The 23,292-nt window shown below is 41.1% G+C and carries 16 protein-coding genes; 9 read left to right on the forward strand and 7 right to left on the reverse strand.

Going from position 1 to position 23,292, the window contains the following annotated elements; translation table 11 throughout:
• The first annotated feature begins 1 nt into the window (after position 1).
• The 8 genes from KSX81_RS10050 to KSX81_RS10085 all read left to right on the forward strand — a co-directional run bounded on the left by KSX81_RS10050 (position 2) and on the right by KSX81_RS10085 (position 11,635).
• The gene (locus KSX81_RS10050; RefSeq protein WP_004322440.1) at positions 2–418 is read left to right on the forward strand and encodes a hypothetical protein; all 417 of its coding nucleotides are present in this window, start codon (positions 2–4) and stop codon (positions 416–418) included.
• Positions 390–1,880, forward strand: a complete 1,491-nt coding sequence (locus tag KSX81_RS10055) for a RagB/SusD family nutrient uptake outer membrane protein (protein ID WP_004322441.1) — start codon at positions 390–392, stop codon at positions 1,878–1,880. The genes KSX81_RS10050 and KSX81_RS10055 overlap by 29 nt, the downstream gene beginning before the upstream one ends.
• An 18-nt stretch (positions 1,881–1,898) precedes the next feature.
• The gene (locus KSX81_RS10060; protein WP_004322442.1) at positions 1,899–4,970 is read left to right on the forward strand and encodes a SusC/RagA family TonB-linked outer membrane protein; all 3,072 of its coding nucleotides are present in this window, start codon (positions 1,899–1,901) and stop codon (positions 4,968–4,970) included.
• 19 nt (positions 4,971–4,989) lie between these two features.
• The gene (locus tag KSX81_RS10065; protein ID WP_004322443.1) at positions 4,990–6,786 is read left to right on the forward strand and encodes a RagB/SusD family nutrient uptake outer membrane protein; all 1,797 of its coding nucleotides are present in this window, start codon (positions 4,990–4,992) and stop codon (positions 6,784–6,786) included.
• A gap of 14 nt (positions 6,787–6,800) precedes the next feature.
• A complete protein-coding gene (locus tag KSX81_RS10070) occupies positions 6,801–7,739 on the forward strand; it encodes a DUF1735 domain-containing protein (protein WP_004322444.1) in 939 nt (312 codons plus the stop codon).
• Between the two features lie 150 nt (positions 7,740–7,889).
• A complete protein-coding gene (locus KSX81_RS10075) occupies positions 7,890–8,318 on the forward strand; it encodes a hypothetical protein (protein WP_044919143.1) in 429 nt (142 codons plus the stop codon).
• Between the two features lie 241 nt (positions 8,319–8,559).
• Positions 8,560–9,912, forward strand: a complete 1,353-nt coding sequence (locus KSX81_RS10080) for a sulfatase-like hydrolase/transferase (RefSeq protein WP_004322446.1) — start codon at positions 8,560–8,562, stop codon at positions 9,910–9,912.
• A gap of 37 nt (positions 9,913–9,949) precedes the next feature.
• Positions 9,950–11,635 (forward strand): arylsulfatase, encoded by a 1,686-nt coding sequence (locus KSX81_RS10085; protein WP_217725628.1) that lies wholly within the window; start codon positions 9,950–9,952, stop codon positions 11,633–11,635.
• Positions 11,636–11,755: 120 nt separating this feature from the next.
• On the opposite strand, the gene KSX81_RS10090 is transcribed toward KSX81_RS10085, so the two are convergent.
• Genes KSX81_RS10090 through dut form a run of 5 tightly spaced genes read right to left on the reverse strand, consistent with a single transcriptional unit; the run spans position 11,756 to position 19,894 of the window.
• Positions 11,756–15,772 (reverse strand): two-component regulator propeller domain-containing protein, encoded by a 4,017-nt coding sequence (locus KSX81_RS10090; protein WP_004322448.1) that lies wholly within the window; start codon positions 15,770–15,772, stop codon positions 11,756–11,758.
• Between the two features lie 20 nt (positions 15,773–15,792).
• A complete protein-coding gene (locus tag KSX81_RS10095; RefSeq protein WP_004322449.1) occupies positions 15,793–17,094 on the reverse strand; it encodes a murein hydrolase activator EnvC family protein in 1,302 nt (433 codons plus the stop codon).
• The gene (locus KSX81_RS10100) at positions 17,091–17,669 is read right to left on the reverse strand and encodes a DUF4292 domain-containing protein (RefSeq protein ID WP_004322450.1); all 579 of its coding nucleotides are present in this window, start codon (positions 17,667–17,669) and stop codon (positions 17,091–17,093) included. Before KSX81_RS10100 ends, KSX81_RS10095 begins: the two co-directional genes overlap by 4 nt.
• Positions 17,666–19,438: a tetratricopeptide repeat protein gene (locus KSX81_RS10105; RefSeq protein WP_004322451.1), complete on the reverse strand. Its 1,773-nt coding sequence runs from the start codon at positions 19,436–19,438 to the stop codon at positions 17,666–17,668. The genes KSX81_RS10100 and KSX81_RS10105 overlap by 4 nt, the downstream gene beginning before the upstream one ends.
• 24 nt (positions 19,439–19,462) lie before the next feature.
• Entirely contained in the window at positions 19,463–19,894 is a 432-nt protein-coding gene (gene dut / locus KSX81_RS10110) for a dUTP diphosphatase (protein ID WP_004307331.1), read from the reverse strand.
• Between the two features lie 124 nt (positions 19,895–20,018).
• On the opposite strand from dut, the gene KSX81_RS10115 reads away from it, so the two are divergent.
• Positions 20,019–21,365, forward strand: coding sequence for a deoxyguanosinetriphosphate triphosphohydrolase (locus KSX81_RS10115; RefSeq protein WP_004322452.1), 1,347 nt, complete (start codon positions 20,019–20,021; stop codon positions 21,363–21,365).
• On the opposite strand, the gene KSX81_RS10120 is transcribed toward KSX81_RS10115, so the two are convergent.
• Both KSX81_RS10120 and KSX81_RS10125 read right to left on the reverse strand, forming a co-directional pair.
• Positions 21,337–22,353 (reverse strand): GNAT family N-acetyltransferase, encoded by a 1,017-nt coding sequence (locus KSX81_RS10120; protein WP_004298199.1) that lies wholly within the window; start codon positions 22,351–22,353, stop codon positions 21,337–21,339. The two genes, KSX81_RS10115 and KSX81_RS10120, sit on opposite strands and share 29 nt — an antisense overlap.
• A gap of 26 nt (positions 22,354–22,379) precedes the next feature.
• The gene (locus KSX81_RS10125; RefSeq protein ID WP_004298200.1) at positions 22,380–23,198 is read right to left on the reverse strand and encodes a 1-acyl-sn-glycerol-3-phosphate acyltransferase; all 819 of its coding nucleotides are present in this window, start codon (positions 23,196–23,198) and stop codon (positions 22,380–22,382) included.
• Positions 23,199–23,292 lie beyond the last annotated feature (94 nt).

The raw sequence follows: 23,292 nt of genomic DNA on the forward strand, positions 1-23,292 counted from the left end.
GATGAGAAAAGTATTATTATATATCTGTTCAGTTTTCATTCTTGGCGGGATGACAAGCTGTGAAGACTTCTTAGATAAAAGGGAAGATGTAGGATTGACAGAAGATGATATCTTTAGGGATTACTATTCCTTACGAGGTTTCTTAGATCAATCTTTCAACCAATTGGAAAATGTTATGGTGATGGATAATTGGGAAAATGGACGCGCATTTGTCGGTCTCTTTGCAGACGAAATGGCAACTACAGATAATTCATCTGCCGTTTTTACTTTACATTCCGGAAACTGGTTAAGTAATGCCAAGTCAAATACAACCTTTGAGATTGGTAACGGCGGAAGTACAGCCATATCTCGTTCATATAAGGCATTACGCATCAATAATCGCATAATTAATGATATCGACAAGGCTCCTGACACCTGAACAAAAAAATGAAATCTTGGGACAAGCTTATTTCTATCGTTCTTGGTTCTACTTTCAGATAATTAAAAGATATGGGGGGATGCCTATTATTGACAAAGTCTTTGAAGGTGGGGATGATGATATTCCCCGTGTGACCTACCATGAATCACACGACTGGATGATGGAAGATATACAAAAAGCAATCTATATGTTACCTGATAGTTGGGATGATCCAAACTATGGAAGACCCACAAAAATTGCAGCAATGGCACTTAAAGAATGGGCACAGTTGTTTGATGCAAGTCCATTGATGCAGAATGATTTAAATTCTACAGAAAACAAAGGCTATGACACGGAACGCGCAAAATCCGCAGCAAAATCCGCTTATGAAGTAATACGTTATATGGATGGAAGTAAGTCTGCCCCTTATCCCTATGGTTTGGCTAGTAAAGAAGAATATACGAATGTTTTCTATTTTAAATATCCACCTGTACATCAACCGGAGTACATTTGGGTCAAGCGGCAATTTCCTAATGCTGCTAATCAAAACCAAAAACGCACTATCCGCACATTCTGGCAATATGAGGATCTTGCATTCGGTTCGGGACCAGATGGAAATTCCATGTGCTGCCCAAGTTTGAATATCGTCAACATGTTTGACAAGAAGGGAGCAGACGGTATTTATTACCCGATTGATGACCCACGAAGCGGCTATGCACTTGACTATGCCCATAAGCCATTTGAGGATCGTGATCCCCGTTTCTATAACAACATCCTTTTACCTGGAACAACTTGGGGACATTACGCTGATGGACGTACCTATTACATTACAACCTACAAAGGAGGAGCAGCCTATCAGCACATGTTAACTCAAAAAGACTGCAATAAACGAATGTTCACAGGATTTATGTGTAAAAAGTTCATGTGGCCGGAATGCAATCAGTATCTTGAAAAGAACAATCCAAACTGTTGGTGGGACTATCGCTTCCTCACCATATATATCCGTGCTTCGCAAATTTATTTAGATTATGCAGAAGCCCTATTTGAGGGTTGTGGAAGTGCTACGGCAACTATTGAGGGATGTCCTATATCAGCTGCAGAAGCTATTAATATTCTTCGCAGACGAATTGGCTTAACAGATCTGCCATCAGATATTGTAGCCGATCCTGATAAATTCCGTGCAGCTTATCGCCGTGAGCGTGCCGTAGAATTAATGTTTGAAAATCATCGTTGGTGGGATATCCGCCGTTGGATGATCTTGGAAGAAACATTCAAGGATACTTATCCTATTAAGGGAGCATTATTCACACCACGAGAATCTAACCATGGAAGTATCACGGACAAATCTACATTGACTTATGATTATGAACAAATTGATATAACTCCGGAAGTGCGTTCTTTTACAAAGAAGAATTACTGGTATCCTTTGCCTCAACATGACGTAGACGCATTGAATAATTTGCAACAAAACCCATATTGGTAATTAAAATGGCTTAATCAAATGAAAAGATATAATAAATTCATATTTATTCTGTTTGTCACTGCTATATTATCCGGCATAGCCACTTCGCTAGAAGCACAGAATAAACCTAAAAAGAAAAAAACAGCCCTTATTGAAGTGAAAGGGCTGGTGACAGACAACACAGGTAAACCGCTAAGCGGAGTAACAGTATTGAGCGGTGAAGGTTCTATTATAAACTATACAGATGCAAATGGAAAATTTGCACTCAAAACAAAAGCTGATGGAACCTTATTAATTGAAGCGTTCGGTTATAAAGATGTTGTAATAAACCTCGCAAAAGAACAGCCCACTGTCATCAAATTACAAAATGAAGATCTATATGCTTCAGAAAGAAACATACACGAACGTGCAGACGGTGGAAAAACGTATCAGCGGGACCTGGTAGGTACAGTATCCAAGTTATCTATGGAAAATGTATTAAAATACCCTGATTTACAATTATCCAATGCCTTACAAGGACAGGCTGCCGGACTAATTGCTATTTCCGGTGATGGCGGCTTGGGCTATAACACATCAACATTATATGTACGCGGACAACACAATAATGGAACAAATACGGCCTTGGTTATTATTGACGGAATAGAACGTCCGATAGATGATATCCTACCGGAAGAAATAGAATCCATCGAAGTTTTAAAAGATGCTACAGCCAAAATCCTGTATGGAGCAGCTGCCACAAACGGAGTGGTCTTGGTACGTACTAAAAGAGGAGAAGCTCATAAACGAATTGTTCGTGTCGGGGTAGAATACGGTGTACAGCCCTCTACACGTGTACCTAAATATCTGGATTCCTACAACTATTCAAAATTGTTTAATGAAGCTCGTATAAACGATGGGATGAATCCTTATTATACTAACAAACAATTAGAAGGATACAGAAATAGTAGTGGAGTCAATGATGTATTGTATCCAAATATTGATTATTACAATGAGTTCTTATTGAACCAAAATATCTACCGAAAAGGTACAATTGAGTTTAATGGAGGTAATGAAGGTGTGAAATACGCATTAGTTGGTGGATATACTGGCGGTTCCGGATTAGAAAAAGTAGGAGAACGTTCGGCTTTACACCGTATGAATGCACGTGGTAATCTGGATATTAAAATCACCGATTTTCTTACAGTAACAGCAGATGTTGCAGCTCGTGTGGAACTGAAAAACTGGGGAGCAAAAGATGGTGCAGGCATATTCAGTACATTATCTTCTAATCGTCCCAATGAGTACCCTTTCATTATTCCTAATGAAACATTATCGGGACAGTTTACCCCCAATGAAGATGGCACGCCATTCTTCGGAGCCAGCACACGGATAGTAGACAATTTATATGCAGATATGGTTTATGGAGGTGACACTTCCGAAAGGTATGTAAATAGCCAGACAAACCTTGGAGCAAATTTTGACTTCAATAAATACGTTAAGGGATTGACATTTAATGCTTATGTAACTTTTGACAATTATAGTTATTTACGTCAAGAATTAAGGAATACTTATCCAACTTATGCCATTGACACTTACAGTGATTTAGACGGTGAAACTATCACCCGATATACACAGATGAAAAAGCTGGATTTGCCCAAAACGCAAAAGATAGCCTCCAATAATACCTACCGCTATTTTGGTATGCGTGCAGATATAGGATATGAACGCACATTAGGAGTGCATGACTTTTCAGCAATTGGCGCATTCCGGTATACAAAGAATGAGATGACAGGAATGACACAAGATTTTAAAGATGCCAACATCTCTCTGCGTTTAAACTATAGTTATGACAAACGCTATCTAGCCGAGCTGACTCTGGCTGTTATGGGGTCCAACAAATTTGATAAAAACGATCGTTTTTTCTTTTCTCCGGCTGTAGGAGCTTCATGGATAATTTCTAACGAAAGTTTCATGAAAGAAGCAAAGGCTGTTAACTTTCTGAAGCTAAAAGCAAGTTTCGGTGTATTAGGCTATACAGGTAATACTGGATTCTTCTTGTATCAAACTGGTTGGAATAATAATGGCAACTATAATTTCTTCCAGGATCAAACAGATCATAAAGTTAGTTTAGCTCGCTGGGGAAATCCTGATTTAACATGGGAATACTCTCAAGAGTTTAATATTGGTATCGAAGGATTATTCTTTAATAATCGCCTAAGCACAGAACTCAATTATTTCCATGAATGTAGAAAAGACATCATCGGAGTGAATAACGCCCAATATGCTGCTACAGCAGGGAATTATACCATGTATGAAAATATCGGTCAGGTGACTAATCAAGGTATAGATATTGCAATCAACTGGAAAGGGAATATCGGACGGGACTTTTTATACACAGTCGGAGCCAATATGACTTATTCAAAAAATAAATTAGATAAATGGAACGAAATAGAAGGAGTGGAAAGCTATCGTAAAGCCATTGGACGGCCTACTAGTACTATTTTTGGCTTACAGGCACTAGGATTATTTGGAAAAGACATTCCATTAGAAGGTCACTCATTACAATCATACGGTATATATCAAAACGGCGATATTGCATACGCTGACTTAAACAACAATGGGATTGTAGATGATAATGACCGTATGAGCCTAGGGCAAAGTTTTCCTGTAACCACTTGGGGAATCAATGTAGACCTCAAATACAAAGGGTTTGGACTTTATATGTTAGGAACTCTTCATACAGGTATTACTCAATTATGTACAAACGCTTATTATTGGAATAATGGTCTGAATGGATACTCTGAATTAGCATTAAATCGCTACCATGAGGTTAATAATCCTTCAGGTACAATGCCCCGATTAACAACAACGACAGAAAGCAATAACTTTCGTGATTCCAGTTTCTGGACAGAGAATGGCTCATTTTTCCGTTTGAAAAATGTAGAACTTAGTTATACATTTGAAAATAAGGCAGGTAGATTCTTTGCAAACAAATGTAAACTATTCGTACGTGGTACAAATTTGCTTACCTTCTCTAAAATAAAGGATCTGGACCCGGAAAGATTAAATGCCGGAATCACAAATTATCCGGCCTATATGACTGTAACCGGCGGTTTATCCGTCTCTTTCTAAACTTAAAAAATATGCAAATATGAAAATAAGCAAATTAATACTGTTAGCCTGTGTTTGGGGAAGTATTGTTTCTTGTGAAGATCTGCTTGACCCTAAATTGACAAATGAATGGTCCAGTGAGACCGTATGGACTAATCCCGATATGGCACAAGCCGTTTTGACGCAAGTATATGCAGATTTAATGGTTGTTCCGGATCATTATGATGATAATTTCTTAGATGCTGCAACAGACAATGCACTAACCCGAAATTATGGTTCGAGTGTATACCGGGCTAGCATGGGAGCATTCAGCCGATCAACAAATCCACTTGGAAATTGGGACAATATGTATGATAAGATACAAAGCATCAATCTATTCATGGAAAAAGGAGTTACAGATGATGTAATATACAATCGTGTAAGTAAAGAAACTGATCAGGCAATAAAGACTCGTTTACTTGGCGAAGCCTATTTTTTAAGAGCATGGTGCAGCTTCAAATTGTTACAAACTTATGGAGGACGAACAGACGAAGGAGAAGCATTGGGATATACGATCACCAACCATTTCATTGGTGATAAGGAATCTGCGAAGCCGAGCCTGTTTAAACGTAACTCGTATAAAGATTGCGTCAGCCAGATTGTTTCCGACTGTGAAGAAGCTGCCAGACGTTTGCCTGTAACTTACACAGGAGATGATGTAGTTGTCGGAAAATCTAAAATTGGTAGAGCTTGCGGATTAGCGGCAAATGCTCTTAAAGCAAGAACTTTGCTCTATGCAGCAAGTCCAGCTTATCAAGACAAGGATGTAATTCAAATAAATGGCATGGGTAATTTTACTGTATTGAATGAAGCTACTTATCAAGCTGGTTGGGAACGTGCTGCTCTTTTTGCCAATGAAGTGCTCAAAGACGCAGGGATAAACTATACCTTTACAGCGATGGCTGCTAAAGATTTGGCTGACGCTGGCAGTGATACCCCGGCCGATTTTATTTTCCGCACCTACATGGGACTTGTACATGGTATGGAAAGCCGACACTATCCTCCTTTTTATTTGGGAAATGCACAAACAATTCCTTCCCATAATTTAGCTGCCGCCTTTCCTGCCAAAAATGGTTATCCAATAACAGATTCACGTTCATTATATGACGAGCAAGATCCGTATCTAATAGCTAGAGATAACCGATTCAATATGAATCTATATTATCAAGGAAAAAAATTTGGAGCTTATAACTCAAACATTGATGTATCCGAAGGTGGAAAAGATTCAGAGAGCTTTCACATTTATGCCAGTCGTTCGGGATATTATTTATCTAAGTTCTTGTCTACTACACAAAAAAATATGCTGGATCCGATTCAAACATTGAATTCTCGGCACTTTAACCCATTATTACGTAAAACAGAAGTTTGGCTGAATTATGCAGAAGCCGCTAATGAAGCATGGGGACCTGAAGGTAAAGGTGACGACTGTAAATATAGTGCTTTTGATGTCTTAAAAATCATACGTGAAAAATCAGGTGGTATCACAGATGCTACCTATTTGTCAGAAATAGCTTCTGAAGGTAAAGACGCATTCCGGAAATTAATCCAAAATGAACGTCGTATAGAATTTGCTTTCGAAGATCAGCGTTTTTGGGATTTACGCCGCTGTTTACTTCGCCTAGATACCACTATTGAAGGAATACAAGTGACAAGAACAGATAACGGTCTTTCTTATGAAATAAAAGAAATAGAACAACGTCCGTTGGATGCACTTCGCTATTACTATTTGCCGTTACCTAACGACGAATTATTAAAGAACCCAAACCTCAAAAATAATATGGGGTGGAATAATAACTAATATTAAATACGATTATGAAAATTGCAAAAATAATATTGCTCGCTTTGACGACTTGTTTAACGTCTTGCTATGAAGATTATACGCATGATTATGAAACAACAAATGTTGGTTTTGCTTTACAAAACCCATTGCGTACAGTAATATCAGACCGTGATATGCCTATATATGTAGGAGTATCATTAGGAGGTAAACGAGAAGTTGACATGAATGATTGGGCTAAATTCACCTTGGATGCTTCTTTATTAGAGGGTACTCCTCTTACACTTCTCCCCGAAGAATATTACATATTGGAAGATCCGGAGATATTTAAAGTACGGAAATCTAATTTACCTGTAGCAGATGTTGAAATCAAGTTTACAGATGCTTTTTATAGAGATCCACTAAGTCTGACTACGCATTATGCCCTCCCTTTCAAAGTCACAGAAAGTTCCATGAACACTATTCGCGAGGGAGCGGATTATTCTATTGTAGCAATAAAGTATGTCAGTTCCTTTTCCGGAGTTTACTACCTTCAAGGTGAAGTAAGCGAAGTAGATGATAATGGGAATATAATAGAAGGTACCACTGTGGTGTATAAAGAAAAAGACTTGATAAATAATAATACATTGGAACTAAGTACTCTCGCAAAAAATAAATTGTTAAGACCCGGAGTAGCAAACTTAGCAAAAAGCAACATCAATCGTTTCCAGTTGACAATCGACAACAACGGCGAATCTGGTTCAGACTACAATGTTCAAATAGAAGGTATAGAAGGAGGAGTTACAATCATTGAAGGAAATGGCAGCTACATTGCCCAAAGTCCGACTTACACCTTCAACAGTGGAGACAAACCTTGTCCGGAAGTCAACCTGAATTACACCTATGAATTGGCAGGCAAACGCTATAAAGTGAAAGAACAATTAGTGTTACGTCGCGATCCTGTGAATGATTTACGAGTAGAATCATGGAAGTAATCTAAAAACTTGAGACATGGGGAACTATATTGGTTTCTCATGTCTCAAAATGATAACAATATAAGTAAAAAGGTATATAAGAAATGAAAAGAAAAATCTCTGATCTTGTCTATAAATATACCAATAAAATGGCTTCTTGAACGCACCTATATGGCCGCTGATGCCATGAAATATACAAACGAAGTCGATTTCTCACTCGGAGATATTATCTTGCCTTCAGGAAGCGAAAATGTACCAGTTCTTGTTTCACCTGCTAAAAGAAGTGATTATGGCTTGATGACAATTAATGGTTTACAACACACATTATTTGCTGAAACCTCTTTATCACAATCAGAATTTAATGCAATCTCCCAAGTAGATGCAACTCCGATAGAAAATCTGGCAGATCCAACCTCCGAAGTCTTAGCTATTCAGGCAAATAAAGTTTACCTGTTCAAAACAGCCAATGGAAAGAAAGGATTGATTTGCATACAAAAAATAACAGCAAAAACTGGTACTATCGAAGTCTCACCGGATAATTGGGTAGAAAACACTAAATACTCATGGGTACAATTACTGACTAAAACCGTGGCGAAGTAAAGCTCCCATTCAAGATACTTTCTCCAATGATCGTATCATAGAATAATTAGAAGAATAGAGAAGTTCTTGGTTTCTACGAGCTTCTCTATTCCTGTTTTCTCAATTAGAAGAAAGAAGAAATCTATCATTCTACCATTTTTTTTCCTTTATTGATTAGTATTTTTCCTTCCTTCTCTGATATCTTCCCTACTTTTGCGAAAAGTCATCATGAAAAACTGAAGTTAATTAAATCACAATAATTATGAATCTGAAAAAACATTTACCCTGGCTGGGAGCCCTACTCCCCATTGCTAACACACAAGCAGAAACCAAACCTAATGTAGTAATTATCTATATCGATGATATGGGTATCGGTGACATAGGTTGTTATGGAGGTAAATTCGTTCCTACTCCTAATATTGACAAGTTAGCACAGGACGGACTATTATTCAACCAATATTACTCTTCTGCGCCGGTTAGCTCTCCATCCCGCTGTGGATTAACCACAGGTCTCTTTCCTCTTGAAGTGGGAATCAACACTTTCCTGAACGACAAAGCTGCTAATAAGAGATGCGAACAACGTAATTTCCTGGATGATAAGTTGCCTTCAATGGCGCGTGCTTTCCAAAATGCAGGTTACTCAACAGGACACATCGGAAAATGGCACATGGGAGGCGGACGTGACGTACATAACGCTCCTTCTATTAAAAATTACGGTTTTGACGAATATATATCAACCTACGAAAGTCCGGATCCGGAACCAGCAATCACTGCTACCAAATGGATCTGGTCGGATAAAGACAGCGTGAAACGCTGGAGACGTACCGAATACTTTGTAGATAAAAGTATTGAGTTTGTAAAAAAGCATAAAGGCGAACCTTTTTTCCTGAATCTATGGCCGGATGATATGCATACCCCTTGGGTACCGGAATTCAAACAAAAGGAAAGAAAAAGCTGGGAAACACAAGAAGCATTTGCTCCTGTACTAGCGGAGATGGACAAACAACTCGGACGTTTCATCAAAACCCTGGATGAGTTGGGAGTGGGAGAAAATACAATCATTATTTTCACTAGCGACAATGGTCCTGCACCCAGCTTTAAATCTGTACGTTCCGCTTATTTGAGAGGAACTAAAAATAGTCTTTATGAAGGTGGGATCCGTATGCCGTTCATCGTTAGATATCCAAAGAAAATTAAAGCCGGACAGGTAAATAACGAGTCTGTATTATGCGCAGTAGATTTATATCCGACTTTGTGTTCTATAGCCGGAATCAAAACAGAAAAAGGTTACAAAGGCGATGGACAGAACTATTCAAAAGTTCTTCTCGGTAAATCGGAAGCCAAACGCAAAACCGATTTAATGTGGGACTTCGGACGAAACAAACATTTTGGCTTTCCAGGGAACCCTTATGACAGAAGCCCCCATTTAGCTATACGCAGTGGAAAATGGAAATTATTAGTGAACGGTGACGGAAGCGATGCGCAATTATATGATATGGAAAAGGATAAGTTCGAAAAGAATAATATCGCAAATGAGCATCCTGATTTGGTTGCCAAGTTGAGCAAGAAAGTATGTAAATGGTATGAGGAAAACAAAGACAAAGGAAAAGAGTAATACAGTGAAAAACAAATTATAAACCAACATTAAACTTATGAATTCTAAATTTTTACTATTACCAACCGCCTTGATGGTTGCTGGACATTCTGCAGCAGAGGCCAAAGGAAAAAAGTCCGATCAAAGACCCAATATCCTGGTAATTCTTGCAGATGACCTAGGCTATTCCGACCTGGGATGCTACGGTAGTGAAATCCACACACCTAATCTGGACAAACTGGCAAAACAAGGAGTACGTTTCAATCATTTCTATAACACCGGCCGGAGTTGTCCGACGCGTGCTTCCCTGTTGACAGGACTTTATCAACATCAGGCAGGAATCGGACGTATGACCTTCGATGACCACCTGCCGGGTTACCGGGGAACACTCTCACGCAATGCCGTTACCATCGCAGAGGTATTGAAAGAATCAGGATATGCTACCAGCATGGTAGGTAAATGGCACATCGCAGAAACTCCACTACGCAAAGACCAACGCGAATGGCTCGCACATCACGTATACCACGAAACCTATTCTGATCTTTGTCATTATCCGGTGAATCGCGGATTTGATACCCACTATGGTACTATCTACGGAGTAGTAGACTATTTTGACCCATTCAGTCTGGTAGAAGGTGAAGTACCCGTGAAAGAAGTACCCGACGGATATTACATCACACAGGCGCTTTCAGACCGTGCAGTGAAAGAAGTGAAAGAGTATGCCAAAGACGATAAACCATTCTTTATGTACCTGGCTTACACAGCACCACACTGGCCGTTGCATGCACTGCCGGAAGATATTGAAAAATACAAGGATACCTATAAAGTAGGTTGGGAAGCCATTCGTAATGCACGTTACGAACGTCAGAAACAGCTTGGTATATTCCCTAACATGGATAATTTCCTGTCTGATAGACAGTTCAAAGATAAATGGGAAGATAACCCACATGCTGAATGGGATGCTCGTGCCATGGCTGTTCATGCTGCCATGATCGACCGTATGGACCAGGGAATAGGACAAGTAATCGATGCTTTGGAAAAGACAGGACAACTTGAAAATACACTGATTTTATTCCTTTCCGACAATGGATGCAGCAATGAAGATTGTCAGAACTACTCTCCAGGAGAAAATGACCGTCCTGATATGACACGTAAAGGGGAGAAAATGGTTTATCCTCATAACAAAGAAGTGCTGCCTGGACCGGAAACAACTTATGCTTCACTGGGAGCACGCTGGGCAAACGTAGCCAACACACCGTTCCGTTTTTGGAAAGCCAAATCTTATGAAGGAGGTATCTGTACTCCGATGATTGCTCACTGGCCGAAAGGTATCAAGAAGAATGTCGGCAAAACGACTCCTGAAATCGGACATGTGATGGACATCATGGCTACCTGTATCGATATGGCAGGCGCCACTTATCCTACCAAATACAAAGGAAATGACATCATTCCATTGGAAGGCAAGAGTCTGGTTCCTATCTTCAAGACCGGACATCGTGAAGGACATGACTACCTTGGATTCGAACATTACAATGAACGTGCATTCCTCTCTAATGACGGTTGGAAACTGGTTCGTCCGGGAGAAAACGCTAAATGGGAATTATACAACCTGAATGAGGACCGGAGCGAAATGCATAATCTGGCAGCACAATACCCTGAAAAAGTAGCTGAAATGACAAAGGCTTACGAAGCATGGGCTAAACGTTGCATGGTAGAACCTTACCCGGGACAAAAAAAGAAATAAAGCCTACTCAATTAATTAGAAAGAGCACTCGATTAATTATTTTATATTTGACTCCTATCGGAAAATATCCAATGATATTGCACGACAGGAGTTTTTTTATATGCTTTTATCCATTCTTTATCAGGCCTCACCTGAAATCGGAGGCTGACCTGTATATTCCTTAGGCAGTACACCATATTGCGCTTTAAAACATTTCGCAAAATAAGAAGAAGAAGTAAATCCTACCTGCGCTGCCACTTCAGAAATCCGGGTACCGCTCACAATCAGTTCAGCAGCTCTATTCATACGAAGTGTCTTCAAATAATCATTAGGAGACATTCCGGACAAAGCCTTTATCTTCCGATAGAAATTAGAACGGCTCATATTCATTTGTTCCGCCAAAGTATCTATCGAGAAGTTCTCATCCGCCAACTGTTCGGCTATTACTCCCTGTATCTTAGCTATAAACTCACAATCCTTTTGAGACATCGCAAAATCCGTTGTCGAAACAGCAACCGTATCTCCTGCCAAGCTCACCATCAATTTATGGAAAGACTGCCTCAACTTCAACAGATTCTCGATCTGCATATGGAGCTGTTTAACAGAGAATGGTTTCTCAACATATACATCCGCTCCACATTCAAGTCCTTCGACTTTAGACTCCAAAGTGGTTTTCGCCGTCAACAAAATAACCGGAATATGTGAATAAGAGATTTCAGACTTCACCTTGCTGCAAAGTTCCAGCCCATCCATCTCCGGCATCATTACGTCACTCACTATCACATCCACATTTTCCTTCGCAAGCACTTCAAGTGCTTCACGACCGTTGGAAGCCCTCAACACACGGAACCATGCCGCCAATGACTCACGAGTCAGATTCAGCAAATCAACATTATCCTCAACCAACAGAACTGTGAACTTCTTTCCAGCATACTCCGAAGAGATCGTTTCAGAAGCATCTGCATGCTCCGGGGATATTTCTACAATATCGCCCATTTTTTCCGTCTCCCACTCTTTGAACGGAAGAGACAGTATAAACGAAGAACCACCTCCAACATTATCTTCCAGACGCAAATCTCCCTGATGAGCTTCTGCCAAAGATTTCGCAAAAGCCAATCCGATGCCAGTGCCTACTGCTGTGGCCACCTTATCGTCAGGCAGTTGATAGAAAGCCTCAAATATCTTTTGTTTCTGTTCATTTGGTATTCCGGGACCATCATCGTTCACTTGTATCTCATATCCCCCATCAGTGACAAGCAGCTTCAAGTCAATACGCGCATGCGCGTATTTGATGGCATTTCCCATCAGATTGACAAGAATCTTACTTAATTTGTCCTTATCCACCGTAGACACCAGCTCTTGTTCGGGCACGATCAGTTGCAAATCAATACCTTTTAATTCAGCAGGGCTTGTAAACTGATTATAAACGTCACTGACAAGTTCTTTAATATCACTCTTTTTCAGATTCAGATGTAGCGTACCACTCTCCATTTTCTGAAAATCAAGCAATTCATTAGTAATCCCCAACAGATAATTTACATTCTTATCTATCACAGACAAATACTTGAGATCTTTTCCTTCATGCTCTTTCTCTAATAATTTCTCCAAAGGAAGCCGTATCAAACTAAGCGGAGTACGTATCTCATGTACCAGATTGATGAAAAAGCTAATCTTCGACTTATAAACTTCCTGTTCCTTGGCAGTCTGGTATTTTTCCATCCGCCGTTTATATTTGCGTTTAACACGGAGGTTCCATCGCCAAGCCATCCAGCCGATCCATCCCAACAGCATGAGCACATAAACGAAGTAAGCAAAGGTACTACGCCACCAGGGAGGAGTAATCACCACCTTTAAAGTGGTAGTATTCTCGTTCCACTGACGATCATTATTAGAGCCTCTGACTTCGAACAAATACTCACCGGGAGGCAAATTGGTGTAAGAAGCCATATTGTTATCGGTATTCAGAATCCACTCCTTGTCCACTCCCCGAAGTATGTAAGAATACCGGTTCTTCCCCGGGTCTTCAAAACTAAGAGCGACAAAACGAATAGAGAAGCTATTGTTTTCATAAGATAAAGTCACCTTATCAGCCATATAAAGCGGTTTATCCAACTGAAGCAGTTTCTTCACCTCCTGCTCATCGGTTTGATAAGGTAACCGAATATCGGTCACATAAACCGGAGGAATATATTTGTTATCTACAAACTGTTCCGGCTGGAATACATTAAAGCCATTGATCCCACCAAAATACAATTTTCCTTCGGATGATTTCAATGAAGACCGGGCTATAAATTGATTCCCTTGCAAGCCGTCATTAATCGTGAACTGGCGGAAATGATCTTTGGTAACAGGATTAATCTTAAAAATTCCGGCATTGCTGGATACCCAGAAATCACCTCCCTGATCTTGCTCAATCGCATAAATAACCTTGTTAGGTAATAAAGTATTATGCGGGTCAAACTCAATGAATCTTTTCTCTTTAGCATCAAAAGAACACAGTCCTCCCCCATTCGTTCCAAACCACATGGTTCCTTTCGTATCTTCAAATAAAGTAATGACCGAATTACTGGTGATCGTAGTCGAATCTTCCCGTTCATGCTGATAATGTTTCCAATGAGCATTCATTGTATTGTAAGAAAACACACCACTATTGGAAGTCGCAATCCAGAGATGATTGTACATATCCTCATAGATATCGACAACAGAAACCATTGAACCGACACTTGTGATGGTCATAAAGTTATCTCGAGCAGCGTCATAACGACACAATCCCCAACTCGTTCCTACATAAATTTCTCCTTTTCGTCCTTTATAAATACACAACACATCGTTGCTACAAATCGTATTGGGGATTCCACGAGAATGAGTATAGGCTTTCACTGCCCCTGTGCGTAAATTGATAACCCGTATTCCTCCGGCATAAGTACCGATCCACAAATAGTCGCCATCCAGCATTAGAGAACGAATGTCATACTTTTGATTTTTAGTTCCTCCTATTGCATAAGGAGAAAGCTCCCGAGTAGCAGCATTGAAAAAATACAAACCGCTTTGAGTTCCAATCCAGATATTCCCATCCTTATCCTCACAGAAAGGAGCAACGACCTCCCCCGCTCCCGGCACTCCGGACAGATAGGCAGGCGAATAATAATCAAAACGTTTAGTCTGCTTGGACATATAGTTAATCCCACCCAAATTGGTCAACACCCAAAGAGCCCCTTCGGCATCCCACATCATTCCATTGATAGTCTGGTCGCTCAAACTTCTCGGATCGGCGGGATTATCCGCCCGCTGAAATGTGTTTGTATTTTGATCGAACAGATAAAGCCCGTTATCCGTTCCTACCAACAGCTCTTTATCCGTATACTTCAACAAACAATGAACAGCTCCGAAATTAAACGCCGAACCACTGTAATTGTCTATAGCTTCGGTTCGTTCATCCAAACGGCTCAATAGATTACTTCCCGCACCAATCCAAATATCTCCATCGATATTCTGAATACAGTTCACTTTATAACTATCGGAAGCATTTATATCTAATGAGATTTCATACGTCCGGAGAAACTTGCCGTTTTCGTCAAAGCACAAAAGTCCTTCCTGTAAGGAAGATATATAGACCCTCTTCCGATCAGCACTCTGACAGAGGTCCCATACAAAAGATGTCTGAACACTATTTTGAGTCAACACCTCTGTTTTCGGATCATAAATAAAAAATCCCTGTCCCAAAGTCGCAATCCAGATAAGACCATTTTCCGTCTTGATAATCTTTTTAATCTCACTGCTGATATACACATTATACTGTGTCGTTTTATCAAAGTAAGAGAAACGATCGGTATCCCGGTCATAAATATAAAGTCCGGAGTTTGTTCCAACCCAGAGATTCTTGTCCACCTCTATCAAGGCTTCTACAAAATTGTTTTCTAATGAGAACTTTTCGTTGAGAACATTCCGATACACTTTATTGCCCCGCCCGTCATAACGATTCAGTCCGTCACTGGTACCCAACCAGATAAAGCCATAACTATCTTGAAGGGCGCACCACACGGTATTATGAGACAATCCATCTTCTACCTGATATTTCTTGAACGAAAAATAAGGAGACGCGGATAGTGTTCCGGTCCAGAAGACCAGCAAGCATATTAGTATTTTAGTTAACTTCATTCTACGTGTTTTTTATTCAATTATCGGTTCAGCCAAGGTTCAGGATTCAACTTTTCTTTCTCCCTACGCAACTGGAAGTGCAATACCGTCCGTCCATTATCCGTACCGTCAGAAAAGACCTGACCGATGGATTGCTTCGTCTTCACCGTATCACCGGCTTTGACGGATGCAGAAGAAAGATTGCAATAAACAGAAATATAATTGCCATGACGAATGAGGACATTAAATAATCCGTTCAATTGGAACACAGCCGCCACCTTCCCATCAAAAATAGCACGCGCCTGTGCACCCGGTTTTCCCTGAATATCAATACCCTTGTTATCCAATTTCACGTTGCGCAAACCCTCTACGGCATATTGTCCGTAACGGCTGGTGATAATATAAGCGCCGGATATAGGCATTGGCAATTTCCCGCGATTCGCGGCAAAGTTACCCGACAATTCCCGATCCGCCTTACTCATGGTATAAGCCTCAAGAGGTTTCGATTTAGCGGTCGTTTCCGTTGCAACAGATTTTCCCTCCTTGCTTTCTTCTTTCTTACGGGCAGCCGCTTCACGACGAGCCTCTTCCTGCGCACGCTTACGGGCACGCTCTATTTCTTCCGCAATTAATTTATCGATGCGGGCATTCAGCTGATTGGCTTCCCTGCGTTTTTTATTTATCTCATTCTGCAATCCTTTCTGCTTCTTTTGCAGATTAGTCACCAACGTACGCTTCTCTTTTTCCTGCTCTTCCAACTTCACCTTTTCGCTCTCACGTTCTTGCAGCAGGTTCTCTTTGGCGGCTTTCACTTGCTGACGTTCCGCTTTCTTCTTGCGTATCTGTTCCTGTTTCTTTAGGATTTCTTCCCCTTGCAGACGTTGATAAGTGGCATATTCACGGACATATCGCATACGCCGATAAGTCTGCCCCAGATTCTTTGCCGAAAAAATAAACATGAGCTTCTCCTCTATCGACTTATTCTTATACAAGTACTGGACAGAAGCTTCATATTTCTTCTTTTTATCTTTCAAATCCTTCTCCAACCCGTGCAACTGGCGCTCCAATGAAGCCAACTCACGCTGGATAGCCTCCACATCATTGTTGATAGCCATGATATAGCGTTTCCGCTCTTCAATCTGTCCGGTCAACACAGCCAGACTATTCAACTGGCTTCCCACATCTTTCTTTGTATCCTTCAATATAGATTCCGATTCGGCAATCTGTTTTTGCAGCGCACCGCGTTTACTTTCCAGCTCACGAATCAACTTGTTCGATTGAGCGAAAAGAGGAACTGCCAACCACAGGCAACTGATTAGAATAACAAAGAAACGTTTCATCATAATAAAGCTACCAGCATTTTTACTAATTCTTCCAAGGGAATCTGGTTGTATTTGGACGTCAGTTCCGTCGGAGTCATCGAAAACTCTTGTGTAGAAAACTCATAAAGTTGGACTTTAGCCTTTTCTAATGAAGGAATTCCTATATCTTTTCCTGTCAGCTCTGTCTTTCCACCAGGAAGAGAGGCATCCATCAATATCTTTTCCAAACGGGAAAACTCCACATTCTTCGACAATACATTTTTCAATTCAGCTTTAGTGGCACGAACAAAGCGTTTATTCATCCTGTCTACCAATAAAACTTCGTCGGGAGTAACTTCTATACGTGCCACTTCCGTACGCAGAATAGGCATCAATAAGGAGATTTGTACCCGCTCATGAGTTTTCATCTTCATGGTTCCCCCTACAGACATACTTCCCTTCTTGCCGGGAATGGTCAACTGAAGCCTGGAAGCCAGGTAACTGGATGTCGGAGCCTTTGTTGAAGTCTTAGTTTCCGAAGTTGCCAAGTGCTTCGAACTCTTACAGCCGGCCAACACCACTACCACCAACAACAGTAGATAAATGATTCTTTTCATTCCGCAATATATTTCTTCTTCTCTATTTTCTGTTTCAACGTTTTCGACTCGCTACCCATTTCCAGTGCCTTCTTCCAATATTTCAACGCACCTTCCACATCACCGGTCATAAAATAAATATCTCCGCAATGCTCCACAATCACATCGCTCTTCTCGCCGTCGTTCTTCATTGCATTGTCAATATAGATACGGGCTTCGGCATAGTTTCCCTTTTCAAAAAGAATCCATGCATAAGTATCGAGATAGGTCGAATTATTAGGTTCGGCTTTCACCGTTTTATAACTCATCTCCTCCGCCTTGTCCAAGTCACGACGTTCCACAGACAGATAATAAGCATAATTGTTCAATGCGCCAATATTGGAAGGATTGTACACCAAAGACGAATCGTAAGCAGCGTAAGCCTCCGCCATCTGTTTCTTGGTATGATAAATGTCTCCCATAATTGAATAGAAATCCGAAATGACTTCTTTTCTGGTATCGGCAGTTACATGTTCCAATGCTCTGCTGCAAACACTCAATACACTATCCGTCTGTTCTGCCTGATGATAAGCAATAGCCAGATAATAATAAAGTTCCAACGCATCGGGAGTGGCTTCAATACCCGGTTCACAGACCTTGATAATTTGCTTGTAATCTTCCTTCTTCACCGCCGCACTAACCAGCATCAAACGGGCCGCTTTATTGGTAGGATCCAGATCAACCACCTGCTCCAATACCGGCACAGCCTCTTGTTCCATATTCTTCGACAACAGGTATTGAGAATAAAGCATCGGAATCTGCGGATCATCCATATCCTGCTTCATCATCCGGTCGAACAAGGCAATCACTTGAGTGCTATCTTTGGCAGACGACTGTTCATTTTCCACAATCACCTGTCTCATGACACTGATTTTAGTATCAGAAGTCACCTTTTTGTTCAATAACAACGTATCCAGTTGCTGTTGATACAATTCTTTCTGCCCGGTCTGTTCATAGTAAGAAGCCATCGAGAAGAGAGCCATCGGATTATCAGGCTCTACAGCCAGTACCTTCTGGTATGCATCATAAGCTTCCTGCTTTTTCCCGTTCTGAAGATATACATCTCCCAGTATCACCTGATAACGCATATCCATCGGATATTCCTGTACCAGACTTTCTATTTCCTGAAATGCCTTCTTATCATCTTTCATCTGAAGATAAATACGGAATTTCTCCATAGAAAGCTGCTCATTCTTACCCAAGCGTTTCTCTAAACGATTCAATGTAGAAATGACATCATTATACTTCTCCTGGCGACTGTAAATATCAAGAAGGCTGAACAAAGGGTCCTGTTTCGACGGGAAACGGGTCACCATCTTCTCAAGCAAAGCCGCAGCCTTATCCAATTCATTTTGTTGCTGGTACAAACTGACCAATCCCTGACTATACCAATAGTTATCAGGCGCAAAAGCCACTGCCTGCTCCAAAGCAACCTGACCTTGCGGCACCTGGCGAAGGAACATATAATATTGCGATATTTCATAAAGCGCAGAAGAAGCAGTGGGGTTGATATCCAGACAATGCTGTAGCAATCCAAATGCCGCATCATACTCATTCTTTCCTTTCATCCGCATGGCTTCTAAAAAGAAGTAGTCATATTTACGCTGTTGTTCAGCAGAAAGCAATGTTTCCTTCATCAAAGAAGCTCCATCTGCTTTCGCTGTTGTTTTTGCTGTACGCACAGACCGGATTCCCCCACATGAAGTGAGCATCAATACCGTCACGAACAGCCATCCTATTTTTATCTTCATTCTATTTTCTCCATTAAGCATTCATCATACTCCGGTATGTCCGAAACCACCGGCTCCCCGTTCTGTTTCATCCAGCACCTCTACTTCCTGCCATGCAGGCTGTTCGTGCTTCGCTATCACCATCTGCGCGATACGTTCACCGTCTTCAATCACAAACGTTTCAGAGGAGAGATTGACTAAAATGATACAAACTTCCCCACGATAATCCGCATCAATCGTACCCGGAGAATTGAGCACCGTAATCCCTTTCTTGATCGCCAGTCCGCTACGTGGACGAACCTGTGCCTCAAATCCCTTCGGCAAGGCGATATACAGTCCTGTCGGCACCAGACAACGTTGCAACGGTTCCAATGTGATAGGTTCAGAAAGATTAGCACGGATATCCATTCCTGCGGACAATTCAGTGGCATAAGCCGGAAGCGGATGCTTCGATTTATTGATAACTTGAATATTCATAAATGCATGTTTACTATTTAACGGGCGAAAATACACATTTTGAACTGAAAAATAGTTAAGTTTGCAGTTAAATAATGTACCTGTAGCCAATTTGCGAATGGTAAACACTAAAATTATAGATAAAATGATGAATTGGAACCAATTAATATCAGCGAAACGTTTCGGAATGGAAGAATTCCATGAGGAACGACAGGAAAACCGATCCGAATTCCAACGGGACTATGACCGTCTTATTTTTTCGGCTCCTTTCCGCAGATTACAGAACAAAACGCAAGTATTCCCTCTACCGGGCAGCGTTTTTGTACACAACCGACTTACGCACAGTCTCGAAGTCGCCAGCGTTGGCCGTTCACTCGGGGACGATGTTGCCAAAGCACTTCTGGAACGTCATCCGGAACTTCAGGATTCTTTCCTGCCGGAGATTGGTTCTATCGTCTCGGCCGCTTGCCTGGCACACGATTTGGGGAATCCGCCCTTCGGTCATTCAGGTGAAAAGGCTATTTCTACTTTTTTCTCTGAAGGAAAAGGAGTTCGCCTGAAAGAAAAGCAGCCGAACGGCGAGCAACTTTCTCCGATGGAATGGGAAGATTTGACACATTTTGAAGGAAATGCAAATGCGTTCCGAATACTGACACATCAGTTTGAAGGACGTCGCAAAGGCGGATTTGTCCTGACATATACCACTCTGGCTTCTATCGTGAAATATCCCTTTTCATCAAGCCTTGCAGGAACCAAATCGAAGTTTGGATTCTTCATCAGCGAAGAAGAAAGTTTCCAAAAAATAGCAACTGAATTAGGACTGACCTTGCTCAACGAGCATCCTTTGAAGTATGCACGCCACCCACTAGTCTATTTAGTGGAAGCGGCAGACGATATTTGCTATCAAATGATGGATATTGAGGATGCATATAAACTGAAGATTCTCACCACTGAAGAAACCAAAGAACTATTAATGACCTATTTCAGCGAAGAGCGGCAGGAACATCTCCGGAAAACATTCCTGATTGTCAATGATGTCAACGAGCAAATCGCCTACCTGCGCTCTTCCGTCATCGGTTTATTGATCCGGGAGTGTACCCGTGTCTTTTTAGATCATGAACAAGAAATACTGTCCGGCACGTTCGAAGGATCACTAATCAAGCGCATAGCCGAACGTCCGGCAGCAGCCTACAAACACAGCGTCGAAGTATCTATCAATAAAATCTACCGTTCACGGGACGTGCTGGATATCGAGCTAGCGGGATTCCGCATCATCAGTACCTTACTCGAATTGATGATAGACGCCGTAACCTCACCCGAGAAGGCTTATTCCAAACTCCTGATCGACCGGGTATCCAGCCAATACAATATAAATTCGCCCGTACTCTATGAAAGAATACAGGCGGTACTTGACTATATATCGGGAATGACCGATGTCTTTGCTCTTGATCTTTATCGTAAAATTAACGGGAACAGTCTGCCTGCGGTGTAACCACTTTAGGAGTAAAAACCTCTTCCCCTTCACAAGAAGACAATCTCAACGCATCCGGATGGCTTTCAATAAACGTCTGGATGTGTCGAATTCGTTTATCTTCAAGAATTTCGTCTACAGCAATCAGGATACCGGTTTCTTCCACATCACCGAACTCGTAATTGACAGCTGTTCCGAACATACGCATCGTAGGGCTTAAGCTCATATACGCATTTACCAACGGAGGAATATTATAGCCCAATTTACGGATTTCACAATTCAATATCTTATAGTCCTCTTTAAAAGTACTCTTGCAGAACAATGCGTTCAACTCTTCTTCGGAAGTCTCAAGTTGCAGAGGCTCAATCGGAGTAACAAGTTTCTCTTTATCATAAAAATGTTTCTTGAGGAAATGAAGAATCATATCACGGCCACGACGATGGTAGCTAGGATACATGGTCACCTTGCCAAAGAAATACTTCACATTCGGCATAACCACGGTCAACGCTCCCAACCCGTCCCACAGATTATCCAAAGCGAACAATCCTTTGCTTCCGGCACGGGTAGACTGATATTCAAGCGTAACAAACGAACGCCCCAGTTCAATTGTCTGCGGCAGGTATTCTCTAATAAAAGCATCAGAAAAATGAAACATGTGGGAAGTAGCCAGAATTGGCGCGCCTTTTTCATCAAAACGCACGTCCGTACCAAGCAGATACCGGTAACCACCCAGAATTTCTTCCGCTTCCGGATTCCATACGATCAACTGCTTGTAGGGGTGTTCCATCGTGTCGTATTCATCAATATCCATTGACAGGCCTGTACCTCCACCAGCAGCACGGAAAGCTATTTCACGCAAACGACCAATCTCTCTCATTACATTAGGAGCATTCTGATGAGTAATAATATAAATCTGATTATTACTCTTATTCGTCATTCGTAAGCGTTTGTCTTCCGTCAATTCTGCCTTCAGCAGTTCTTTGCTTACCGGTTTAATAATCTCTTCCATATTCCTTGTTATAGTTGTTCTATCAGTTACAGTTTATAAACAATATCCTTTACGTATTCAGCCCACTGCGCAGGGGTTTTCGATTTATCAAAAGTCTGCCAGGGTATGGGTTTGCCAAAAGTGACAGTAAAAGTTTTGTGGCGATTCTTAAACATTTCATCCGCAAGATACAACATAGCAATGTTAAACTTGATACCCAATGCCTTGCAAATATTTGCCAGGTTGTAAAAGAAATCAGAATTCCTGCCCCCAAAATGCACGGGTATTACATCACGTTTTGCTTGTATGCTCTTTACTACAAATGTCTTTTTCCATTCCAGGTCGCGAATCACTCCATTCTGACGGCGCGAGCACAGTCCGGCAGGAAACATAATCAGCTGATCGTCGGACTGGAATCCGGCTTCCACCATCTTCGGAAAGTCCTTTGCCTGCTTGCCGGTTTTATTAATAGGTATGCAAAGGGGAGCCAACCCGCGTAGATTCATCAATAGATCATTCACCAGGTATTTCACCTTCCCCTCATAGTGCTTTCCTAACACATAACCAAGCGCAACACCATCCTGTCCGCCTAACGGATGATTGGAAACAAAAGTGTACAGACCATCCTTTGGCAAATTCTCAATGCCTTTTACGTCCACTTTCGCATCCAAAAAGCCCATACATGCCTCCAGAAAGTCCACTCCCAGTTTATCCTTCGACTCATTCAGGAATACATTAATTTCATCCTGATGAACAATTTTCTTCAGATAAGAAATCACGAACTTAGGGATGTACTTGTAATGCTTCGGAGCCTTCGTCCGAAGTATCTTATCGACATCGATCAAAAATAAAGAGTCATCAGTCATTCTTTTCAAATAAAAATGATGGCACAAAATTAACGGTTCTTTTTTATTAATCGCAATAATTTGGTAGAAAATGCAGGATTTAAGTTCAGAACAC

It is taken from the genome of Bacteroides sp. MSK.18.37, from assembly GCF_019129155.2.
GTDB classification, from domain to species: domain Bacteria; phylum Bacteroidota; class Bacteroidia; order Bacteroidales; family Bacteroidaceae; genus Bacteroides; species Bacteroides ovatus.

Coding starts and splice junctions, on each gene's coding strand:
- KSX81_RS10050 (WP_004322440.1), top strand. CDS start 2: ATGAGAAAAGTATTATTATATATCTGTTCAGTTTTCATTCTTGGCGGG.
- KSX81_RS10055 (WP_004322441.1), top strand. CDS start 390: ATGATATCGACAAGGCTCCTGACACCTGAACAAAAAAATGAAATCTTG.
- KSX81_RS10060 (WP_004322442.1), top strand. CDS start 1,899: ATGAAAAGATATAATAAATTCATATTTATTCTGTTTGTCACTGCTATA.
- KSX81_RS10065 (WP_004322443.1), top strand. CDS start 4,990: ATGAAAATAAGCAAATTAATACTGTTAGCCTGTGTTTGGGGAAGTATT.
- KSX81_RS10070 (WP_004322444.1), top strand. CDS start 6,801: ATGAAAATTGCAAAAATAATATTGCTCGCTTTGACGACTTGTTTAACG.
- KSX81_RS10075 (WP_044919143.1), top strand. CDS start 7,890: ATGGCCGCTGATGCCATGAAATATACAAACGAAGTCGATTTCTCACTC.
- KSX81_RS10080 (WP_004322446.1), top strand. CDS start 8,560: ATGAATCTGAAAAAACATTTACCCTGGCTGGGAGCCCTACTCCCCATT.
- KSX81_RS10085 (WP_217725628.1), top strand. CDS start 9,950: ATGAATTCTAAATTTTTACTATTACCAACCGCCTTGATGGTTGCTGGA.
- KSX81_RS10090 (WP_004322448.1), bottom strand. CDS start 15,772: ATGAAGTTAACTAAAATACTAATATGCTTGCTGGTCTTCTGGACCGGA.
- KSX81_RS10095 (WP_004322449.1), bottom strand. CDS start 17,094: ATGATGAAACGTTTCTTTGTTATTCTAATCAGTTGCCTGTGGTTGGCA.
- KSX81_RS10100 (WP_004322450.1), bottom strand. CDS start 17,669: ATGAAAAGAATCATTTATCTACTGTTGTTGGTGGTAGTGGTGTTGGCC.
- KSX81_RS10105 (WP_004322451.1), bottom strand. CDS start 19,438: ATGAAGATAAAAATAGGATGGCTGTTCGTGACGGTATTGATGCTCACT.
- dut (WP_004307331.1), bottom strand. CDS start 19,894: ATGAATATTCAAGTTATCAATAAATCGAAGCATCCGCTTCCGGCTTAT.
- KSX81_RS10115 (WP_004322452.1), top strand. CDS start 20,019: ATGATGAATTGGAACCAATTAATATCAGCGAAACGTTTCGGAATGGAA.
- KSX81_RS10120 (WP_004298199.1), bottom strand. CDS start 22,353: ATGGAAGAGATTATTAAACCGGTAAGCAAAGAACTGCTGAAGGCAGAA.
- KSX81_RS10125 (WP_004298200.1), bottom strand. CDS start 23,198: ATGACTGATGACTCTTTATTTTTGATCGATGTCGATAAGATACTTCGG.